Genomic DNA, 18693 nt, shown 5'->3' on the forward strand with positions numbered 1-18693 from the left:
TCTGAACGCTTACTCAATATCCATACTACTGACCTGCCAAGCAGACCTTGAATAATAAATCTGATTATTCAGTTCCGGCATGCTGTCATAGGGGTACACAATGAATAAAGGACCTTTATCACGGACGCGCATATATTTTCCGTTGATTTTTAACGCAAGGATGGCATTGTATTTTTTGAAATCACTGAGAGGGATTACGGTGGTGTAGTCATTGAGCGCAGTGACCTTTACAACCGAGCCGCTCGCGCCGACGTAATCCATGAGCTTTTGTAGTGGAATACCCGTAAAAGTAGTGCGTCCATTATACCAGGGGGAGGTGGTCTGGAAACTGACCATGCCCAGCTTCTCAAGGCTGGCGGTATCAAAAACGGCTTTCCCGTCTGCATTTGTATTTTCAATATTACCGGACAGCGTTAAAAGAACTGTACCGGAAGGCTGGGGAAGTTCACCCGCCCAGAGCTGGGTGGTGAGCACAAAGCTTACTAACATTACGATTAACCGCATTCTTACCTCACCAATCAGCCGGATGTAAAAGAATTATAATTTAGATATCACTCTATTTATATATATTGCATAGGTATTATTGACGCAATAAATTCAGCTGTATTTTTATTCCTCTAAATCAATGAGTTAGGTTTTGTTTGTTTTATTATGATGTTTAATCAATGCTGATGAAGTTATTAGAGGAAAACGTAATCTCACTATGTATGTACAAAAATAAATCATTTATTGACCCAGTGCCAATAAATACCTACGAAAATAAAGGTTTATTTTTTTCCCAGCGGCGGGCGTTGTTTACTGGTTGATGGCTATATAGGATACGAAGCGGGCCAAAGTATAGCGGGAGCGCTTCGTGTCGGTAAGCAAGATCAGACTTTTTATACTGCGGCTGGTGCGGTTCAACAGAACCCGTTTATTCACCCGCCTGAACTGACTGGCGGGCATACAGGTAGGCGGTGGCCCTCGATACGCCCAGATGCTGCGCCACCGTATCCATAGATTTGCGTACGTTGAGCAAACCGTCCTGGCGTAATTGTTGAATCAGCAGCTTACGGTCTTGAGGTTTAAGGGCTCGGGCCGTCGTAGCGCGTTTAGCGGCAAAGTCATCAATACGCTGGCGGATGACTTCGTTACTGCCGGGATCGATATGTTCCTTAATGGGGGAGTTTTCGGTTTCAGTAAAACGCGCAAGAGCACTCTGCATACCACGAAACAGCGTCATATCTACATTCAGACAGAGAGCTGCTACGTATCTGCCTTCTTCGTCCTTGATGCCAATTGAGGTACTTTTCACCGGGCGACCATCGGCAAACTGATTACTGTAGTTCGCAATGATGCTGGGAAAGTCAGGCGATGCGATTCTCGCCAGGCCAAGCTCGGTTGCTGGCTGGCCGGGTTGACGTCCGGACAGATTATTATGGATGGATAAAATGGCATGTTCAGGATTTTTGAGGTCATGAACCACCACTTCGCAAAACGGAGAGAAGGTCTCACTCAATCCCCTGGCGATAGTATCAATTTGGCTGAGAAGCGAGTTATTGTCGGTTTTTGGCATGCCAGTCTCCTGCGGTGATGCCTGTTGCCATGATTGCGAGCAGTTTACAGTGACCTGGGATCGTTTTTCCAGACGGCAATGTACAGACAGTAACATTAGGGTATCTGCATGACAGATACCCTGTTTATCATCCGGCCAGAAATTCACTGTAGCGGCTGATATCCACGTTTCCACCGCTGATGATAATGCCGACTTTCTTGCCGCGAAGTTCAGCTTTGCGCGCTCTGGCGGCAGCAAAACCCAGACACCCGGTCGGCTCAACGACGATTTTCATGCGTTCAGCGATAAATTTCATTGAGGTGATTAACTCAGCGTCTGAAACCGTCAGAATATCGTTCACGTTTTGCTGGATAATCTGAAACGTATAGTTCCCGAGATGTTGGGTCTGAGCACCGTCAGCAATGGTTTTGGGCGTATCGATATGAACAATTTTTCCGCTACGAAACGACTGTTGACCATCGTTACCCGCTTCAGGTTCGACACCATAGACGATGCAGTCAGGAGACAGATGTCTGGCCGCCAGAGCGGATCCTGAGAGCAGGCCGCCACCGCCCAGACAAACGAAAAGGGCGTCTAACTGACCCACTTCTTCAATCAGCTCTTTTGTGGCGGTGCCCTGGCCTGCAATCACGTGCGGATGGTCGTAAGGGGGGATCAGCGTTAACCCCTGTTTCTCTGCCAGGTCCCGACCAATTTTTTCACGATCTTCAGTATAGCGATCGTAAGTTACCACCTTTCCGCCATAGCCTTTTGTTGCTGCAACTTTAGCTACCGGAGCATCATGCGGCATGATAATTGTTGCTGGAATCCCCAATAATTTTGCCGACAGTGCAATGGCCTGCGCATGGTTACCGGAAGAAAACGTCACGACACCCGCAGCACGTTGTTGTGGTGTGAACTGGCGTAGCGCATTCATAGCGCCGCGAAATTTGAAGGCGCCCATTCTCTGGAAATTTTCGCACTTAAAGAAGACTTCCGCGCCAAATTCTTCATTAACCGTTCGGGATGTCATCACCGGCGTTTTGTTAGCATAATCTGCGATGCGCGCTGCCGCAGCGGCAACATCGTTATAATCAGGCAGTGTCATTTCAGTCATTGTTGTTCACCTGTATGTTGTTAAATGTCACGCTTGCGGGGCCAACGCCATAGCTTCAACTTCCAGCGCAAAACCATAATGAAGTTCCGCAACACCGGCTACAGCACGGGATGGACGGAAATCACCGATCCACTCCCCATAGATTTTGTTAAACGTCGGCCACTGATTCATATCCGTCACATAGACGCGAACTGACACCAGATGCTGGCGGGAAACTCCAGCACCCGCCAGACAAGCATCAATATTCTGTAGCACCAGCCGGGTTTGATCTTCAAAAGAGGCATCCGCTTTTTTCTCGCCGTCGAAAGTGACCGGCAATTGCCCAGAAATGAAGACGAAACCGCCAGCCGTTGTACTGTGCGAGTAATGACCTGCTGGCGGGAAGCTTCCAGCAGATGAGTTCAGTGTAATGTCCGCGGACATAATAAACCTCCTGTAGCTAATGATTCACTTTGTATAAAATAATACAATTTGTATTATTTTATACGCCTATATGCCACTTTCGGCTAGAGATAATTTTCGCGGGTGATGATTTTGTGAACTATTGCAAATGTGGCTAACGTAAATCGCTAACCTGGGTAGGAACGAAGAGGGGAAGGCAGGAGAGTGAAGAAACGCCCCGGGCGGGGCGTCTAAGGCAAAATACTAGCCGATGTGACCGTGGTTAATTTTAGTTAACGGTTCATTGATATCGAATATTTTGAACGTCACGTCTTCCACACCCAGATGCTTCAGACGGGCGGTATGCTTTTTGATATAGGCCTGAGCGGTGTCTTCGTCCCGGAACAGGTAGATGCCACCCGCTTCGTGATTTGCTTCGTTCTCGGTCCAGATTTTCCAGATGAACCCCGGCTCCTGGTTGATTGATTCGGCCAGTTCAACGAGCTGACTCGACATCTCAGCCCCAAACGGACCATGAAAATCAAAGTGTATCTGCACGAGTTTGTTCGACATAAATCCTCCATGGATTGGTTATTTCGGGTAAGGCTGCTAGCGCAGCAGCACTTTACCGGTCAGATAAGTTATTGCCTGTCCACTGATATAAACACGCGTTCCTGCTAACTGACAGCGTAAATCCCCGCCGCGCTCAGAGACCTGGCGCGCCAGCATCTGTGTTTTATTCAGTTTTGCAGCCCAGTAAGGGATCAGCATGCTATGTGCCGAGCCTGTGACCGGGTCTTCAGCGACGGCTTCACCCGGGCAGAAGAAACGGCTGACAAAATCGTATTCCCCGTCACCCGGCGCGGTGATGCACACCATTTTCCCCAGCGGAAGCATGGCGTGGATGTTTGGGCGAACAGCCTCAACCTGCTGTTGATTTTCCAACACCACCATGTAATCGCGTGCCACGCGCATCTCCTTGTATTCGGTGATGCCTAATGTTTCCAGCAGTAAAGTGGGCGGCATGGCAGATTCGCTTTGCCAGGCTGGAAAATCGAGCGTCAGCCATTCACCGCTGCGCGTGACCGTCAGCGGTCCCACAAAGCGGGTAGCAAAATGGATTTTTGTATCCGGGTAATCCAGATGTTCAAAGATGACATGCGCGGCGGCGAGCGTGGCATGCCCACACAGATTGATTTCACCCTGAGTGGTAAACCAACGCAGCTCAAAACCATTCTCATTGGCGACAAAAAAAGCGGTTTCTGACTGGTTATGCTGCTGCGCCATCTTTAATAATGTTTCATCGGGCAACCAGTCCGTGAGCGGACAGACTGCTGCGGCATTACCGCCAAACGTCGTGGTGGTAAAAGCATCCACCATGTAAAAATCGATTTGTTGCACAGAATAACCCTCTCATCGCACTCAGGATAAATCACACTCTACCATGCCAGCCATTGGGTCAGCGCTCCGATTCGCCACTGCGGTGAAAATTCGTTATCATCCGTCCCCACACCTCATTCTGGCCGCCTGATGTCTACGATCCTCGATACCTTTATTGCCCCGCCTTGTCATGACGAGATAGAGATCCTCTATCGGGACGAGCATCTGGTGCTAATCAATAAACCCAGCGGGTTACTTAGCTTGTCGGGCAAAAATCCGCAGAATCTCGATTCGGTACATCATCGGCTGGTACAGATTTACCCTGGCTGCACGCTGGTACATCGGCTTGATTTCGGCACTTCTGGGCTGATGGTGGTCGCCCGTAACAAGGCTATCAACGCTGCGCTTTGCCAGCAGTTCAGCCAGCGTACGGTCACTAAGGTGTACAGCGCACTGTTATGCGGGCATCTGGAAAACGACGAAGGAGTTATCGATGCAGCGATTGCCAAAGAACCGTCGCTGTTTCCATTAATGTCAATTTGTGCTCTCAACGGCAAACCCGCACGTTCGCGCTATCAGGTTGTCGAGCGCTTTTATCATCGTCAGGAAAAGGGGGCGTTGCTCCCCTTGACGCGGGTACAACTGATGCCTGAAACCGGGCGGACCCACCAACTGCGGATCCACTGTCAGCTGTTGGGACATCCGATTTTAGGCTGTGATTTGTATGGCGGGCGTCTGCTGCCTGGCACTGAAAGGGTGCCGCGACTGATGCTGCATGCCAGTGAACTGCATTTCAGGCATCCCATTAGTGAAGCGTGGATGAACGCCCAAAACGCCAGTCCGTTCTGAGGATGTAAAAAAAGCCGCCAGACGGCGGCTATTTAGGCATTATCGTGCAGCTCGTTGCAATATAACCGCTGACGGCTGGCGTTGCAGAAAGCGCATCCGCAGCATCATCAGCACCGCCGCAGAGGTCAGGCCGATAATAAAGCCCATCCAGAATCCTGCTGGCCCCATGCGGTCAACCACCAGATCGGTCAGCGCCAGAATATAGCCACTCGGCAGACCCAGCACCCAGTAGGCTGTAAAGGTTATAAAGAAAATGGAACGCGTATCTTTATAACCACGCAGGATCCCGCTGCCAATAACCTGGATAGAGTCCGATATTTGATACACCGCGGCCAGTAACATGAGCTGCGCGGCCAGGGTGACGACTTCCGGATTATTGTTGTAGAGCAGGGCAATATGCTCGCGGAATGTCACGGTGAAAAGCGCCGTTACGACCGCCATGCAGACACCGACACCCAGGCCCGTTCTGGCTGCAGTTTGTGCATCCAGCGTGGAGCCCTGGCCCAGACGATAACCGACACGAATGGTGACGGCAGCAGCCAGAGACATCGGCAGGACGAACATTAACGAACTGAAGTTCAGTGCGATCTGGTGTCCGGCCACGTCGACAATCCCCAGCGGGGAAACCAGCAGAGCGACCACCGCAAACAGCGTTACCTCGAAAAATAACGCCAGCGCGATAGGTAAACCCAGTTGCACCAGACGCTTCATTACTGCGGTGTCAGGTTTCTGGAAACCACGCTCATTACGGATATCGCGCATTGAGCGCGCTCGTTTGATGTAAGAGAGCATGGCGATAAACATCACCCAGTAAACAGCCGCCGTAGCCACGCCGCAGCCTACGCCACCCAGTTCCGGCATGCCTAAATGTCCATAAATGAAAACGTAGTTAACCGGAATGTTCACCAGCAGGCCGAGAAAGCCCATCACCATCGCTGGTTTAGTTTTGGCTAATCCTTCGCACTGGTTACGGGCTACCTGGAAGAACAAATACCCCGGTGCGCCCCACAGCAAGGCACGCAGGTAGCCAACGGCTTTATCCGCCAGCGCCGGATCAATGTTATGCATGGAGCGAATAATGTACCCTGCGTTCCATAGCACAACCATAATCAGCACGGAGACGCTGCCCGCCAGCCAGAATCCCTGACGTATTTGATGGGCGATACGGTCGCGGCGTCCGGAACCATTGAGTTGCGCAATGACCGGCGTCAAAGCCAGCAGTAGTCCATGACCAAACAGAATGGCAGGTAACCAGATGGAGGTACCAATGGCGACTGCCGCCATATCAGTAGCGCTGTATCCGCCCGCCATGACGGTATCAACGAATCCCATTGCGGTTTGAGCGATTTGCGCAAGAATCACCGGTATTGCCAGAGCTAATAACTGACGCGCTTCACTTACATACTTTTGCACGTGTACACCACTATATTGTTGTTATTTGAGAGACTAAAAAAGCCGCCTTATATGGCAGCAAGGAGAAAAAGCAGGGGAAATTTCAGTCTATTGTAGCGAGGAATACGTAATTCTCCAGTGAAAAAACAGGCGCTGGTGGCGCATTGCTGGCAACCTGAATTTCCACCTGCTATTGTGCTGTGCAGAGATGTCTTAATTGAGTTCAGGAGTAGGAAGTATGTTTACGGGTATTGTGCAGGGCACCGCAAAATTGGTGTCCATTGATGAAAAACCAAATTTTCGTACGCATGTTGTGGAGTTGCCTGAATATATGCTGGATGCGCTGGAGACCGGCGCATCGGTTGCCCACAATGGGTGCTGCCTGACGGTCACCGAAATTAACGGTAACCAGATAAGCTTTGACCTGATGAAAGAAACGCTGCGTATCACCAATCTGGGCGATCTGAAGGTCGGTGATTTGGTTAACGTTGAGCGTGCGGCAAAATTCAGTGATGAGATTGGCGGACATTTAATGTCGGGCCATATTATGACCACTGCCGAAGTGTCGAAAATTCTGACCTCGGAGAATAACCGTCAGGTGTGGTTTAAAGTCCAGGACCCGTCGCTGATGAAATATATCCTGTACAAAGGATTTATTGGTATTGACGGTATCAGTCTGACGGTCGGTGAAGTGACGCCGACGCGTTTCTGTGTGCACTTGATCCCGGAAACGCTGGAGCGTACGACGCTTGGCAAGAAAAAGCTGGGCGCAAGGGTCAATATCGAAATCGATCCCCAAACGCAGGCGGTGGTTGATACTGTTGAGCGTGTACTGGCGGCGCGTGAAAGCGCCATCAGCAACATAACGGGCGAAGCGGGAGCCTAAGCCTGAGAGTTAAGCCCTCGTTGATACGGGGGCGATAACGATTAACGGGGAACGCGCAGGCCGTGTTCAACGCCGCGAGAAAATACCACCTGCCATAACTGAATATCGCGAGCTCGAAACGCTCCGGCACAAGCGTTCAGATAATAGCTGAACATCCGCTTGAAACGTTCGGTATAGTTATCGGCGATTTCAGGCCAGGAGTTAATGAAACGTTCGTGCCAGGCCATCAGCGTCGTGTCGTAATCCGCGCCAAAATTATGCCAGTCTTCCATTACAAAATGTGGCTCGCTGGCGTTGGCAATCTGGCGAACTGATGGTAAACAGCCGTTCGGGAAGATATATTTATTGATCCACGGATCAACGTTATTGTCGGTCTTTTTGGAGCCGATGCTATGCAGTAAAAAGAGACCATCCGGTTTTAAATTGCGATCGACCACGTCAAAATAGGTGGCGTAGTTTTTCGGCCCTACATGCTCAAACATGCCGACGGAAACAATACGATCGAATTTGTCATTCAGGTCACGATAATCCTGCAGCAAAATTGTGACATCAAGCCCCGCACACCGTGACTGCGCCATTTTCTGCTGTTCTGCCGAAATGGTTACACCCACCACGCTTACGCCATATTGCGATGCCATAAACTGGGATAAGCCGCCCCAGCCGCAGCCTATATCGAGCACCCGCATCCCTGGCTTCAACTGCAATTTTTCAGCAATTATTTTTAGCTTCGCCTGCTGGGCAGATTCCAGGGTATCGGCATCTTTCCAGTAGGCGCAGGAATACTGCATATAGGGGTCCAACATGCGAGTAAAGAGATCGTTGCCTAAATCGTAATGTTCTTTGCCGACAACCCATGCACGCTTTTTGGTCTGCAAATTGAACAAGCGAGCAGCGGCAATTCGTAACGTATCTTTGAAGTGGCGGGGGAGTTGGTTTTCAAGACCGGCGCGCAGGACTTTACTAAAAAACATATCCAGCCGGTCGCATTCCCACCAGCCATCCATATAACTTTCACCCAACCCTAACGATCCTTCCTGCAATACTCGTTTGAAAAAATCGGGGTTCTTTACGCGAATATCCGCCGGTGCCGGGCCATTAATGGTAATGCCTGCACGGCTCAATAATTCATTGGTGATGCGGTACCAGTCATCATCCGGTACGCTGACGTCTTCTATACACGATGAACTCATAGCTTCTCCATCACTGGTCGGTGATCAGAACCTTAAAACAGCGTAGACGCTTTTTTGGGCTTTGTGAGAAATCTCACGGAATTAATCCGTGAATCTATAATCCGACGTAGAACAGAGGAAGGGAGGAACCCTTGCCGAAAAGACCATCCGTGGGAATACGGGAACATTCTTGTTCCCGTTAACACATAAAAATTATCGTTTTTTTAACATCCGGAAATCAGTATAGGCCTGAATTTTTGACGATTCAACCGATAATTCTTAGCGGGCTAATTAATTGCCCGCGACAATTATTAGTGAGACTCTCCGTGGGCAATTTGCGCGCGGTCATCTGTTTGCGGGGCGTCAGTTTTCTGCGATTGCATTTTGTAACCTACAGCAGCCAGCAATACCGTGGTCAGCATAACGCTGGTAGTGGTGAGCAGCGGGGTAGCAATCAACCAGGAAACGACAAGGCTTGCCAGGAAGCATAAACCCAGTTGCAGCGTATTCTGCAATGCGGCAGCGCGTCCAGTGGCCTGTGGGAAAGGGCGTAATGCCTGCGCGACAACGATAGGGTAGATTGCGCCGTTCGCAATCGCCATAACGCAGAATGGGATCAGGATTTCAGCCAATGCGACATGATGAATAAAGCCGGTCGCCCAGGTGCCTACAACGCTGAAGGCATACAGAATGAGTAACCAGGGCAGCAGCTGACGACCCTGCCATTTTTGCAGCGCAGCACGACAGCCGTAACCACCGATTAAAAAGGCGATAGTTTGCGGAACATAGCTCAGACCAATTACCGCTGGGCTATAACCCATTTCGCTAAGGATGAACGGGGAACCCGTCAGCCATGCAAAAAAGCTCGCGGAACAGGCGGCATAAATCAGCACGTTTCCACGGTAAGTTTTCGAGCGCAGCAAGGTGGTGAAAGTCAGTTTATCCTGGCTGTCATCGCGTGCTTTAGCTGTAGGCTTTAAACGCAGCGCCGGAAGCATCAGAATCAGAGTAATGGCGAATAGGGTGGCAAAAATGGCCTGCCAGGAAAAATGTACCAGGATCCAACTACCTAATAACGGGGCGAGGGCAGGTGATAACCCGACCAGCGGCATAATGGTGGCAAAGATGCGGTTTACTTTTTGTGAAGGATAATAGTCGGTAACCAGCGCTTGCCAGATAACCGATGCTGCACAGACGCCAACGGCCTGAACAAATCGCAGCACCAGCAGGCCTGTGGCGTTTTCAACCCACAGCATGCCCAGACTGCCCAGTGCGAAAATAGATAAACCCAGCAGCAAAATAGGCTTGCGACCATAGTGGTCAGAGAGCGGTCCCCACAGCAGTTGTGCGACGGCAAAACCGGCTAAGAACAAGCTCAGGCTAGCGCTGACGGCAGATGCAGGCGTTTGCAGATCGGACTGAATTGCGGCGAAGGCGGGCAGATACATATCTGTTGCCAGAAAGCCGAGCACGCTAAGGCCCGCCAGCCAGACTAAAAACCCTTTCCCAGGTTGCATCATCATTTCTCTTTTTTTAGCAGTAGAACAATGCCGCTGAGTGTAGTGAGTGTAATTCTCGCTGTGAAACGCTAATATTTGCTTACTGATTTCAAAATTTTTGCAGGCAGAATATGTGGTCGGAATATTCACTTGAAGTGGTTGATGCGGTTGCGCGTAACGGTAGCTTTAGTTCGGCCGCGCAGGAGTTACACCGTGTACCTTCGGCGGTAAGCTACACTGTGCGCCAACTGGAAGAGTGGCTAGCGGTACCACTTTTTGAGCGACGCCATCGGGATGTGGAATTAACGCCTGCCGGGGCATGGTTTTTAAAAGAAGGTCGCTCTGTTATCAAAAAAATGCAGATCACGCGCCAGCAATGCCAGCAAATTGCCAACGGCTGGCGCGGACAGCTGGCGATCGCAGTCGATAACATTGTCCGCCCGGATCGTACCCGACAGATGATCGTGGATTTTTACCGTCACTTTGATGATGTGGAGTTGTTAGTTTTTCAGGAAGTGTTTAACGGCGTATGGGACGCGCTGTCCGATGGACGCGTGGAGCTGGCCATCGGCGCCACACAGGCGATTCCGGTAGGGGGGCGCTATACCTTCCGCGATATGGGAATGCTGAGCTGGAGCTGCGTGGTAGCCGGCCATCATCCACTGGCGTCAATGCCCGGACCGCTAAGTGATGATACGTTGCGCAACTGGCCGTCACTGGTACGCGAAGATACCTCCCGTACGCTGCCAAAGCGTATTACCTGGCTGCTGGATAACCAAAAACGCGTCGTCGTGCCCGACTGGGAATCTTCTGCGACCTGTTTGTCCGCGGGATTATGCGTGGGCATGGTACCGACGCATTTTGCCAAGCCGTGGATCGATAGCGGCAAGTGGGTTGCGCTGCAACTGGAGAACCCCTTTCCTGATGCCGCATGCTGTCTGACATGGCAGCAGAACGATACGTCACCGGCATTGAGTTGGCTGCTGGACTATTTAGGGGATAGTGAAACGTTGAACAAGGAATGGCTGCGGGAGCCAGATGAGACTCCCGCACAACAGGCTTAACGGCGATAATCGCGGAACGGACCGTCGGCAACGGAGCGACGCTCAACCAGACGTGGATGCACCTCGATAGACTGTGACTCTTCACGTTTATTCACGATACGGTCTAACAGCATGTTGAAGGCCGTTTCACCTAGTGAATCCTTCGGCTGGTGAATGGTCGTTAAGGCCGGCGTGAAGAAGCGGGCGTTGCGCACGTTGTCGTAGCCGATGAGTGAGACATCCTGTGGTACGCGCAGACCCATTTCGTCAGCGGCGCACAGCGCACCCATCGCCATAATATCGCCACCGCAGAAGACAGCGGTCGGACGATGCGATTGCGACAGAATTTGCTGCATGGCGCGATAGCCGGACTCAGGCTCGAAATCGCCCTGGACAATCCAGTTATCAGGCACTTTAATCAGCGCTTCTTCCATCGCTTTCATAAAGCCCGCCAGACGCCCGGCCCCGGTATTACGTTCCATTGGACCTGGGATCACGCCAATTTCACGATGACCGCGTTCTACCAGATACCGACCCGCCATGTAACCGCCTTCGAAGGCGTTATCAATGACCGTATCGGTAAAGTCGGCTTTAGCTTCGCCCCAGTCCATGACGACCATCGGAATATGGCGATACTCTTCGAGCATCGAAAGCAGCGACTCCGGATACTCAGAACACATCACCAGCAGACCATCAACGCGCTTTTGCGCCATCATCGACAGATAGGCCTGCTGCTTTTCGAGACTGTTCCATGCGTTACCCAGAATCAGCGTATAGCCTTTCTGGAAACAGTTTTTCTCCACGGCTTCGATAATTTCTGCGAAATAGGCCGCTTCGCTGCTGGTCGCCAGCAAGCCAATAGACTTGGTGTGATTCACCTTCAGGCTGCGGGCAACTGCGCTCGGAGAATAGTGCAGTTCTTTGATCGCTGCCCAGACAGCATTACGCGTTTCTTCCGCGACAAAGCGCGTCTTGTTAATTACGTGTGATACGGTTGTAGTGGAAACGTTTGCTCGCTTCGCTACATCTTTAATTGTTGCCATTACATCTCACTCCAGACCATATCCTAAGCTCCTGAGAATACTCCAGGTAAACGTTTGCCTTTACACACCCTTAGCGCAACGTAAGGGTTGCGGCACGCCGGGAAAACGACACGGAACGTCAGGAAGGGGTCAATGGCCGGTACGCTAATCAAGTAAGCGTGGAATTTTGTCTGATCTTAACGAAAAGGGGAAGAGTTAAAAGCAGTTATCAATATAAATCGTGAGAGATTTTTGCTTTCAAGTGTGTAAAAATGCGCAATATCACTTTTTGTGTGGGAATAAAAAGGAGAAAACTTGATGAGCACCGATCTGAAATTTTCGTTAGTGACTACCATTATTGTTCTGGGTTTGATCGTCGCGGGTGGCCTGACCGCAGCGCTGCATTGATTTCCCCCGAGGGAGTTAGCTCTCCCTCACTCTTTCCGCTCGTCTATCTCTTCTATTGTTTGCGAATTAGCAAAAGTCTTTTGCAATTTTGTTAACTTTATTAATTTTGCGATCAATGTCATGCTTTTGACTCTTATTTTATGTCGCGCCACGGCTCGACGTTACGGAGTCGCAATATGAAACTCAATTATCCTTTACTGGCGCTGGCGATCGGAGCGTTTGGCATTGGCACCACCGAATTTTCGCCAATGGGATTATTGCCCGTCATAGCCAAAGGTGTGGATGTCTCGATTCCGGCGGCCGGCATGCTGATCAGCGCCTATGCGGTAGGTGTGATGGTAGGTGCACCGCTGATGACATTGCTGCTGTCTCATCGCGCGCGACGTAATGCTTTGATATTCCTGATGGCGATTTTCACGCTGGGTAATGTGCTTTCTGCTATCTCGCCGGATTACACCACGCTAATGCTATCGCGTATTTTGACCAGTCTTAACCATGGGGCCTTTTTTGGTCTCGGTTCAGTGGTTGCTGCCAGTGTTGTACCCAAACATAAGCAGGCCAGCGCCGTAGCAACGATGTTTATGGGGTTAACCATCGCCAATATTGGCGGCGTTCCGGCGGCGACATGGCTTGGTGAAACCATCGGCTGGCGCATGTCATTTATGGCCACTGCGGGTCTGGGCGTCATTGCTATGGTCAGCCTGTTCTTCTCCTTACCCAAGGGGGGAGCGGGAGAGCGCCCGGATGTTCGCAGCGAACTGGCGGTACTTATGCGCCCACAGGTGTTGTCGGCGTTACTGACTACCGTACTGGGTGCTGGGGCGATGTTCACGCTTTATACCTACATCTCGCCGGTTCTGCATACTATCACTCATGCCACTCCGGCATTTGTTACCGGGATGCTGGTGTTGATAGGCATTGGTTTCTCGATCGGTAACTACTTTGGTGGCAAGTTTGCTGACCGTTCAGTCAACGGTACGTTGAAAGGCTTTTTACTGCTGCTGATGGTTATTATGCTGGCCATTCCTTTCCTTGCGAGTAATGAGCTGGGGGCGGCGATCAGTATGGTGGTCTGGGGCGCGGCGACGTTCGCGGTCGTTCCACCGTTGCAGATGCGTGTGATGCGCGTTGCCAGTGAAGCACCTGGATTATCATCGTCAGTCAATATTGGCGCGTTTAATCTGGGGAACGCTCTGGGTGCAGCGGCCGGTGGGGCGGTGATATCAGGCGGCCTGGGCTACAGTTTTGTGCCAGTGATGGGGGCGATTGTGGCGGGTCTTGCGCTGCTGCTGGTGTTTATTTCCGCAAGAAGACAGCCAGAAGAGGCTTTCACGACCACGAATTAATGCAAAAACGCAGAAGGAAGCCCTTCTGCGTTATCTTTTTTATGCTGCGAAGTTCTTCGCAACAAATTCCCAGTTCACCAGCGCCCAGAAATGTTCCAGGTAGCCAGGACGGGCATTGCGATAGTCGATGTAGTAGGCGTGTTCCCATACGTCAACGGTCATCAGCGGCGTCGCGTCGGTGGTCAGCGGAGTACCTGCGTTGGAGGTGGAGACGATAGCCAGTTTGCCATCAGTTCCTTTAACCAGCCAGGTCCAGCCAGAACCGAAGTTTTTGATAGCGGCATCGGTGAACTGCGCTTTGAAATCTGCAAAGCTGCCAAAGGAGGCGGCAATTGCATCGGCCAGTTTACCGGTTGGTTCGCCACCTGCGTTCGGTGCCAGGCAGTTCCAGTAGAACGTGTGGTTCCATACTTGTGCTGCGTTATTGAATACACCGCCTTCAGAGCTACGAACGATCTCTTCCAGTGATTTGCCTTCAAACGCCGTGCCTTTAATCAGATTGTTCAGATTGGTCACGTAGGTTTGATGGTGTTTGCCATAGTGATATTCCAGCGTTTCGGCAGAAATGTGCGGTGCCAGAGCATCTTTGGCATACGGTAATGCAGGTAATTCAAACGACATTGCTTCTCTCCTTATTATTTATATTGAGTACACACAATAGCCTCATTGTGAGTAAGGATAGGGTAGCAAATTGAAAGGTTATGCAAAAGAAGAACTTACCCTACAGTGTGTTCTGTAGGGTAAGTTTTTAGCGAATTGTTTTTGGCGTCATTACCCGACGAGCGCCCACATAGTGGCGCTGCCAGTAATCTTCGCTCAGAGAGGTGATTTGAATTTCCTGCCCGCTACGCGGTGACTGAATAAACTTACCGTTTCCGACATAGACGCCGACGTGATCGGCCGTTCCGCGACCCTGGGTACGAAAGAAGACCAGATCGCCATTTTTCAGTTCGCCACGTTCAATCGGTGCGGCATCACGCAGATGATACATTTCGTTCGCGGTACGCGGAATGCGGAACTTCACAAGATCTTTATAGGCGTAATAAACCAGACCGCTGCAGTCAAACCCGGTTCTTGGCGAGGAACCGCCCCAACGATAAGGTTTACCGATTTGGTTCATCAAAGTGGACATAGCGGTTTTAGTCGCTTTCTGCACTTTCACTTTATGGGCGTCAGCAAGCGTAGTTGGTGCAGTGGTTTTCACCTTCACGCAGCGTGGTTTATGACCTTTGCGCGGTGTGCATTTTTCAGTCCAGGTAACAGTTGCGGTTTGTGCTACGGCAGTTTTACCACGACGATTTGCAGTTTTAGTCGACTTTGCCGGAGTGGCAGTGCGTTTTTTAGAAGAGGAAGCGGTTTTGGTGCTGGTTTTACTGGTGGTTTTTGTCGCCGTTTTCTTGCTGGTCTTTGTTGTTTTTTGGCTGGTTGTTGCGCTTTTCTTTTTATCTACCGTTTTGATGGTGTGAGAATTGGTAGGTGTCGCCCTGGCTTGCTTGGAAGCATGAGCCATAGGCGTAAAGGGCAGTGTAGTAAAAAGTAAAGCACAGAGCGTGATCGAGATTCGGTTTATCCGCGCCACTGAGCAGTCCTCTGGTAAGGCAGGTCTATCGTGCCTGCGTGTGATTTTCAAAACTTGACGATTCTAATCTATAGAAAGAGGGAAAGTTAATAGCTTTTTTTGTTTAAAACTATGTTTCGTAACCGACCGCAAAAAAAAACATCAATTAACGTTAGAGTTGGTGAACAGATAATCAAATCCACATGTTTGAAGGGGATAAATGAGATTATGAATGCAACTTTTAGCGTCAGGGGATAAAATAATAACGCGTAATGAAAATGTTATTTTCCGTTGCCTGTCTGACCCGTTACAATGTCAGACTACTGCCGTAAAAGAAGTTTAAGGAAGCAAGATAATGAGCACCACTATCGAAAAAATCCAGCGCCAGATCGCTGAAAACCCGATTCTCCTGTACATGAAAGGTTCTCCTAAACTGCCAAGCTGCGGTTTCTCCGCTCAGGCTGTGCAGGCGCTGTCAGCCTGTGGTGAACGCTTTGCTTACGTTGATATTCTGCAGAACCCGGATATTCGCGCCGAACTGCCGAAATATGCAAACTGGCCAACTTTCCCACAACTGTGGGTTGATGGTGAGCTGGTTGGCGGTTGTGACATTTTGATCGAAATGTACCAGCGCGGTGAGTTGCAGCAGCTGATTAAAGAAACAGCTGCGAAATACAAAACCGAAGAGCCGGACGCTGAGTAATATCAGCAGAAGTAAAAAAGCGACCTGAAATGGTCGCTTTTTTTATGTCGCCGTTATGCTTCTTCAGGCACGGGAAGAGGCCAACCACCGAGACGTTTCCAGCGGTTAACGATTTCGCAAAACAGCACGGCCGTACGTTCGGTGTCATACAGTGCCGAGTGTGCCTGATTCCCGTCAAACTCCATTCCCGCCGCCAGGCACGCTTTTGACAACACCGTTTGCCCCAATGACAGACCGCTTAATGCCGCCGTATCAAAGGTGACAAACGGATGAAACGGATTCCGTTTCAGCGAGGCGCGTTCTGCCGCTGCCATCATGAAACTGTGGTCGAACGTAGCGTTATGCGCCACCATGATTGCCCGATTGCAGCCGCTGTCTTTAATGCCTTTACGCACCATTTTGAAGATGGCATGCAGAGCGTCATATTCGCTGACCGCGCCGCGTAGCGGATTGTTCGGGTCAATACCGTTAAAGGCGAGGGCCTCCGGCTGCAGATTCGCGCCTTCAAACGGCTCTACGTGGAAATGTAACGTCGTGTCCGGCATCAGCCAGCCTTGTTCATCCATTTTCAGTGTGATGGCTGCAATCTCAAGCAGCGCATCGGTTTTGGCATTGAACCCTGCGGTTTCGACATCAATGACGACAGGATAAAAACCACGAAAACGGTCACACAGACCGGAAAGTTGAGCGTTATCGGACATCTGGGTCTCTTAATACGGGAAAATTGCAGCGCGTATTATGGCAAAATGATGAGTATAAAACTACGGGCACAGACGATCTGCGCCCGAGGGGGAAGTTAGTCGCCCAGGCCGCGCCCGGCGTCTTTCTCTTCGATCAGCTCAATTTTATAGCCGTCCGGATCTTCAACGAACGCAATCACTGTGGTGCCGCCTTTTACCGGACCCGCTTCACGCGTTACGTTACCGCCATTCTGGCGAATACGTTCACAGGCTTCAGCCGCGTTGTCTACGCTCAGGGCGATATGGCCATAGGCAGTACCCAGCTCATACTTGTCGACACCCCAGTTATAGGTCAGTTCGATTACGGCTTCACTGGTTTCAGGACCGTAGCCGACAAAAGCCAGAGAGTACTTGTATTCAGGGTTTTCGCTGGTACGCAGCAGCTTCATGCCCAGCACGTTGGTATAAAACTCGATGGAACGCTGCAGGTCACCCACGCGCAGCATGGTATGGAGTAAACGCATCTTTTTCCCCTTCGAAAATGGCTAATACATTCAAAATGTTGTTTTAGTATAGCGGCGTTGTTACGCCGCTATCAATGGCAGAACGGAGATTGTGACGTTAGAGGGTAGGATAGTCGGTGTAACCTTCCGCGCCGCCGCCGTAGAAGCTCTCAGCACGTTGTGGATTCAGCTCCGCTTTGCGTTGCAGACGCGCCACCAGATCCGGGTTAGCAATATAGGCACGACCAAAAGCAACGGCGTCGATCAGACCTTTCTCGATCAGCGCTTCTGCCTTTTCAGGGGTGTAGGCACCAGCACCAATGATAGGACCGTGGAAGCGCGCGCGAACTTTTTCGCGGAACGCATCGGAATACGGCTCGCCACCGGCCCAGTCCGGCTCAGACATGTGCAGGTAAGCGATTCCACGCTTGCCCAATTGTTCAATCAGATACAGCGCATCGGCTTCTTCGTTCGGACCGTTGTCAACGTTCTGGAATGAGCCAATCGGGGAGACGCGAATACCAATACGATCGGCACCCCATTCTTTAATACCGGCATCAACCACTTCCAGCACAAGACGCGCACGATTTTCGACGCTACCGCCGTATTGATCGGTTCGCTGATTAGAGGTTGGCGACAGGAACTGGTGCAGCAGGTAGCCGTGGGCAGAGTGCAGTTCAACCATGTCGAAACCCGCTTCGCGCGCGTTGGCTATCGCCTGACGGAAGTCATTAACGATGCCCGGAATCTCTTCGGTTTCCAGCGCACGTGGCATTGAGGTATCGGCACGCGTTGCCAGGCCGTTTTCATCGCGCAGCGAGGTGCGGGTTCCAGCACTGATCGCGGAAGGTGCAACTGGAGCTTGACCATTTGGCTGCAGACTGGCGTGAGAGATGCGTCCGGTGTGCCACAACTGGACAGCAATATGACCTTGCTCAGCGTGTACGGCAGCGGTGATTTTCTTCCATGCGGCAATTTGCGCTTCGCTGTGTAAGCCGGGTGCTCCGGCATAACCTTTCGCCTGTGCGGAAATCTGCGTCGCTTCGCTGATAATAAGACCCGCGCTGGCGCGTTGACGGTAATACTCGGCCATCAGCGGAGTAGGGATGTCGCCAGGCTCAATACTGCGCAGACGCGTCAGTGGCGCCATGAATACGCGGTTTGCTGCCGTAATGGCACCCACTTTCAGTGGGGAAAACAGTTTTTCAGATGACATGTGGCAC

Annotated in this window: 21 protein-coding genes; 6 read left to right on the forward strand and 15 right to left on the reverse strand. The window is 50.9% G+C overall.

What is annotated here, in order from left to right; genetic code table 11:
- Window positions 1–9 precede the first annotated feature (9 nt).
- The 6 genes from WC1_RS13500 to WC1_RS13475 all read right to left on the reverse strand — a co-directional run bounded on the left by WC1_RS13500 (window position 10) and on the right by WC1_RS13475 (window position 4433).
- Window positions 10–504, reverse strand: coding sequence for a putative pterin-binding protein (locus WC1_RS13500; protein ID WP_016150183.1), 495 nt, complete (start codon window positions 502–504; stop codon window positions 10–12).
- A 409-nt stretch (window positions 505–913) separates the two neighbouring features.
- Entirely contained in the window at window positions 914–1555 is a 642-nt protein-coding gene (locus tag WC1_RS13495; RefSeq protein WP_003029239.1) for a helix-turn-helix transcriptional regulator, read from the reverse strand.
- 127 nt (window positions 1556–1682) lie between these two features.
- Window positions 1683–2651 (reverse strand): threo-3-hydroxy-L-aspartate ammonia-lyase, encoded by a 969-nt coding sequence (locus WC1_RS13490; protein ID WP_016150184.1) that lies wholly within the window; start codon window positions 2649–2651, stop codon window positions 1683–1685.
- A gap of 27 nt (window positions 2652–2678) precedes the next feature.
- Complete coding sequence (locus WC1_RS13485) at window positions 2679–3074, reverse strand: RidA family protein (RefSeq protein ID WP_003029233.1); 396 nt, start codon at window positions 3072–3074, stop codon at window positions 2679–2681.
- A 222-nt stretch (window positions 3075–3296) separates the two neighbouring features.
- Complete coding sequence (locus tag WC1_RS13480) at window positions 3297–3605, reverse strand: monooxygenase (protein WP_003836470.1); 309 nt, start codon at window positions 3603–3605, stop codon at window positions 3297–3299.
- A gap of 36 nt (window positions 3606–3641) precedes the next feature.
- Complete coding sequence (locus WC1_RS13475; protein WP_016150185.1) at window positions 3642–4433, reverse strand: PhzF family phenazine biosynthesis protein; 792 nt, start codon at window positions 4431–4433, stop codon at window positions 3642–3644.
- A gap of 129 nt (window positions 4434–4562) precedes the next feature.
- Here WC1_RS13475 and WC1_RS13470 point away from each other — a divergent pair, with 129 nt between their 5' ends.
- Window positions 4563–5261 carry an RluA family pseudouridine synthase gene (locus WC1_RS13470; RefSeq protein ID WP_016150186.1) on the forward strand — a complete coding sequence of 233 codons (699 nt, stop codon included), beginning with the start codon at window positions 4563–4565 and terminating at the stop codon, window positions 5259–5261.
- A gap of 39 nt (window positions 5262–5300) precedes the next feature.
- On the opposite strand, the gene mdtK is transcribed toward WC1_RS13470, so the two are convergent.
- Complete coding sequence (gene mdtK, locus WC1_RS13465; protein WP_003029224.1) at window positions 5301–6674, reverse strand: multidrug efflux MATE transporter MdtK; 1374 nt, start codon at window positions 6672–6674, stop codon at window positions 5301–5303.
- A gap of 217 nt (window positions 6675–6891) precedes the next feature.
- On the opposite strand from mdtK, the gene WC1_RS13460 reads away from it, so the two are divergent.
- On the forward strand, window positions 6892–7539 hold the full coding sequence (locus WC1_RS13460; protein WP_003832752.1) for a riboflavin synthase: 648 nt from the start codon (window positions 6892–6894) through the stop codon (window positions 7537–7539).
- Between the two features lie 41 nt (window positions 7540–7580).
- Here the strand turns inward: WC1_RS13460 and cfa are convergent, their stop codons facing one another.
- A complete protein-coding gene (gene cfa, locus WC1_RS13455) occupies window positions 7581–8729 on the reverse strand; it encodes a cyclopropane fatty acyl phospholipid synthase (RefSeq protein WP_016150187.1) in 1149 nt (382 codons plus the stop codon).
- 290 nt (window positions 8730–9019) lie between these two features.
- Window positions 9020–10225, reverse strand: a complete 1206-nt coding sequence (gene punC / locus WC1_RS13450; RefSeq protein ID WP_003836456.1) for a purine nucleoside transporter PunC — start codon at window positions 10223–10225, stop codon at window positions 9020–9022.
- Between the two features lie 113 nt (window positions 10226–10338).
- On the opposite strand from punC, the gene punR reads away from it, so the two are divergent.
- Window positions 10339–11271 (forward strand): DNA-binding transcriptional activator PunR, encoded by a 933-nt coding sequence (gene punR, locus WC1_RS13445; protein WP_016150188.1) that lies wholly within the window; start codon window positions 10339–10341, stop codon window positions 11269–11271.
- On the opposite strand, the gene purR is transcribed toward punR, so the two are convergent.
- Window positions 11268–12293 (reverse strand): HTH-type transcriptional repressor PurR, encoded by a 1026-nt coding sequence (gene purR, locus WC1_RS13440; protein WP_003029211.1) that lies wholly within the window; start codon window positions 12291–12293, stop codon window positions 11268–11270. The genes punR and purR overlap by 4 nt on opposite strands.
- A 297-nt stretch (window positions 12294–12590) precedes the next feature.
- Between purR and cydH the strand changes: the two genes are divergently transcribed.
- The gene (gene cydH, locus WC1_RS24685; protein WP_003029209.1) at window positions 12591–12680 is read left to right on the forward strand and encodes a cytochrome bd-I accessory subunit CydH; all 90 of its coding nucleotides are present in this window, start codon (window positions 12591–12593) and stop codon (window positions 12678–12680) included.
- A 176-nt stretch (window positions 12681–12856) separates the two neighbouring features.
- Window positions 12857–14026, forward strand: a complete 1170-nt coding sequence (locus tag WC1_RS13435; protein WP_016150189.1) for an MFS transporter — start codon at window positions 12857–12859, stop codon at window positions 14024–14026.
- Window positions 14027–14065: 39 nt separating this feature from the next.
- Here the strand turns inward: WC1_RS13435 and sodB are convergent, their stop codons facing one another.
- Both sodB and WC1_RS13425 read right to left on the reverse strand, forming a co-directional pair.
- The gene (sodB, locus tag WC1_RS13430; RefSeq protein ID WP_003029205.1) at window positions 14066–14647 is read right to left on the reverse strand and encodes a superoxide dismutase [Fe]; all 582 of its coding nucleotides are present in this window, start codon (window positions 14645–14647) and stop codon (window positions 14066–14068) included.
- 127 nt (window positions 14648–14774) lie between these two features.
- A complete protein-coding gene (locus WC1_RS13425; protein ID WP_016150190.1) occupies window positions 14775–15605 on the reverse strand; it encodes a C40 family peptidase in 831 nt (276 codons plus the stop codon).
- Between the two features lie 334 nt (window positions 15606–15939).
- Between WC1_RS13425 and grxD the strand changes: the two genes are divergently transcribed.
- Window positions 15940–16287 (forward strand): monothiol glutaredoxin 4, encoded by a 348-nt coding sequence (gene grxD, locus WC1_RS13420; RefSeq protein WP_003832760.1) that lies wholly within the window; start codon window positions 15940–15942, stop codon window positions 16285–16287.
- A 53-nt stretch (window positions 16288–16340) separates the two neighbouring features.
- Here grxD and rnt read toward each other — a convergent pair whose 3' ends face one another.
- The 3 genes from rnt to WC1_RS13405 form a co-directional block, all read right to left on the reverse strand.
- Window positions 16341–16988 (reverse strand): ribonuclease T, encoded by a 648-nt coding sequence (rnt, locus tag WC1_RS13415; RefSeq protein WP_003029200.1) that lies wholly within the window; start codon window positions 16986–16988, stop codon window positions 16341–16343.
- A gap of 95 nt (window positions 16989–17083) precedes the next feature.
- Entirely contained in the window at window positions 17084–17491 is a 408-nt protein-coding gene (gene gloA, locus WC1_RS13410) for a lactoylglutathione lyase (protein WP_003029198.1), read from the reverse strand.
- 97 nt (window positions 17492–17588) lie between these two features.
- Window positions 17589–18686: an alkene reductase gene (locus WC1_RS13405; protein ID WP_003029197.1), complete on the reverse strand. Its 1098-nt coding sequence runs from the start codon at window positions 18684–18686 to the stop codon at window positions 17589–17591.
- Between the last annotated feature and the right edge of the window lie 7 nt (window positions 18687–18693).

Origin of the sequence: Citrobacter sp. KTE30 (assembly GCF_000398825.1) — a bacterium.
GTDB lineage: Bacteria > Pseudomonadota > Gammaproteobacteria > Enterobacterales > Enterobacteriaceae > Citrobacter > Citrobacter freundii.

Excerpts from the sequence above, each read along its gene's own strand:
- WC1_RS13500 (WP_016150183.1), bottom strand. The coding sequence starts at position 504 with ATGCGGTTAATCGTAATGTTAGTAAGCTTTGTGCTCACCACCCAGCTC.
- WC1_RS13495 (WP_003029239.1), bottom strand. The coding sequence starts at position 1,555 with ATGCCAAAAACCGACAATAACTCGCTTCTCAGCCAAATTGATACTATC.
- WC1_RS13490 (WP_016150184.1), bottom strand. The coding sequence starts at position 2,651 with ATGACTGAAATGACACTGCCTGATTATAACGATGTTGCCGCTGCGGCA.
- WC1_RS13485 (WP_003029233.1), bottom strand. The coding sequence starts at position 3,074 with ATGTCCGCGGACATTACACTGAACTCATCTGCTGGAAGCTTCCCGCCA.
- WC1_RS13480 (WP_003836470.1), bottom strand. The coding sequence starts at position 3,605 with ATGTCGAACAAACTCGTGCAGATACACTTTGATTTTCATGGTCCGTTT.
- WC1_RS13470 (WP_016150186.1), top strand. The coding sequence starts at position 4,563 with ATGTCTACGATCCTCGATACCTTTATTGCCCCGCCTTGTCATGACGAG.
- WC1_RS13460 (WP_003832752.1), top strand. The coding sequence starts at position 6,892 with ATGTTTACGGGTATTGTGCAGGGCACCGCAAAATTGGTGTCCATTGAT.
- cfa (WP_016150187.1), bottom strand. The coding sequence starts at position 8,729 with ATGAGTTCATCGTGTATAGAAGACGTCAGCGTACCGGATGATGACTGG.
- punC (WP_003836456.1), bottom strand. The coding sequence starts at position 10,225 with ATGCAACCTGGGAAAGGGTTTTTAGTCTGGCTGGCGGGCCTTAGCGTG.
- punR (WP_016150188.1), top strand. The coding sequence starts at position 10,339 with ATGTGGTCGGAATATTCACTTGAAGTGGTTGATGCGGTTGCGCGTAAC.
- purR (WP_003029211.1), bottom strand. The coding sequence starts at position 12,293 with ATGGCAACAATTAAAGATGTAGCGAAGCGAGCAAACGTTTCCACTACA.
- cydH (WP_003029209.1), top strand. The coding sequence starts at position 12,591 with ATGAGCACCGATCTGAAATTTTCGTTAGTGACTACCATTATTGTTCTG.
- WC1_RS13435 (WP_016150189.1), top strand. The coding sequence starts at position 12,857 with ATGAAACTCAATTATCCTTTACTGGCGCTGGCGATCGGAGCGTTTGGC.
- sodB (WP_003029205.1), bottom strand. The coding sequence starts at position 14,647 with ATGTCGTTTGAATTACCTGCATTACCGTATGCCAAAGATGCTCTGGCA.
- grxD (WP_003832760.1), top strand. The coding sequence starts at position 15,940 with ATGAGCACCACTATCGAAAAAATCCAGCGCCAGATCGCTGAAAACCCG.
- rnt (WP_003029200.1), bottom strand. The coding sequence starts at position 16,988 with ATGTCCGATAACGCTCAACTTTCCGGTCTGTGTGACCGTTTTCGTGGT.
- gloA (WP_003029198.1), bottom strand. The coding sequence starts at position 17,491 with ATGCGTTTACTCCATACCATGCTGCGCGTGGGTGACCTGCAGCGTTCC.
- WC1_RS13405 (WP_003029197.1), bottom strand. The coding sequence starts at position 18,686 with ATGTCATCTGAAAAACTGTTTTCCCCACTGAAAGTGGGTGCCATTACG.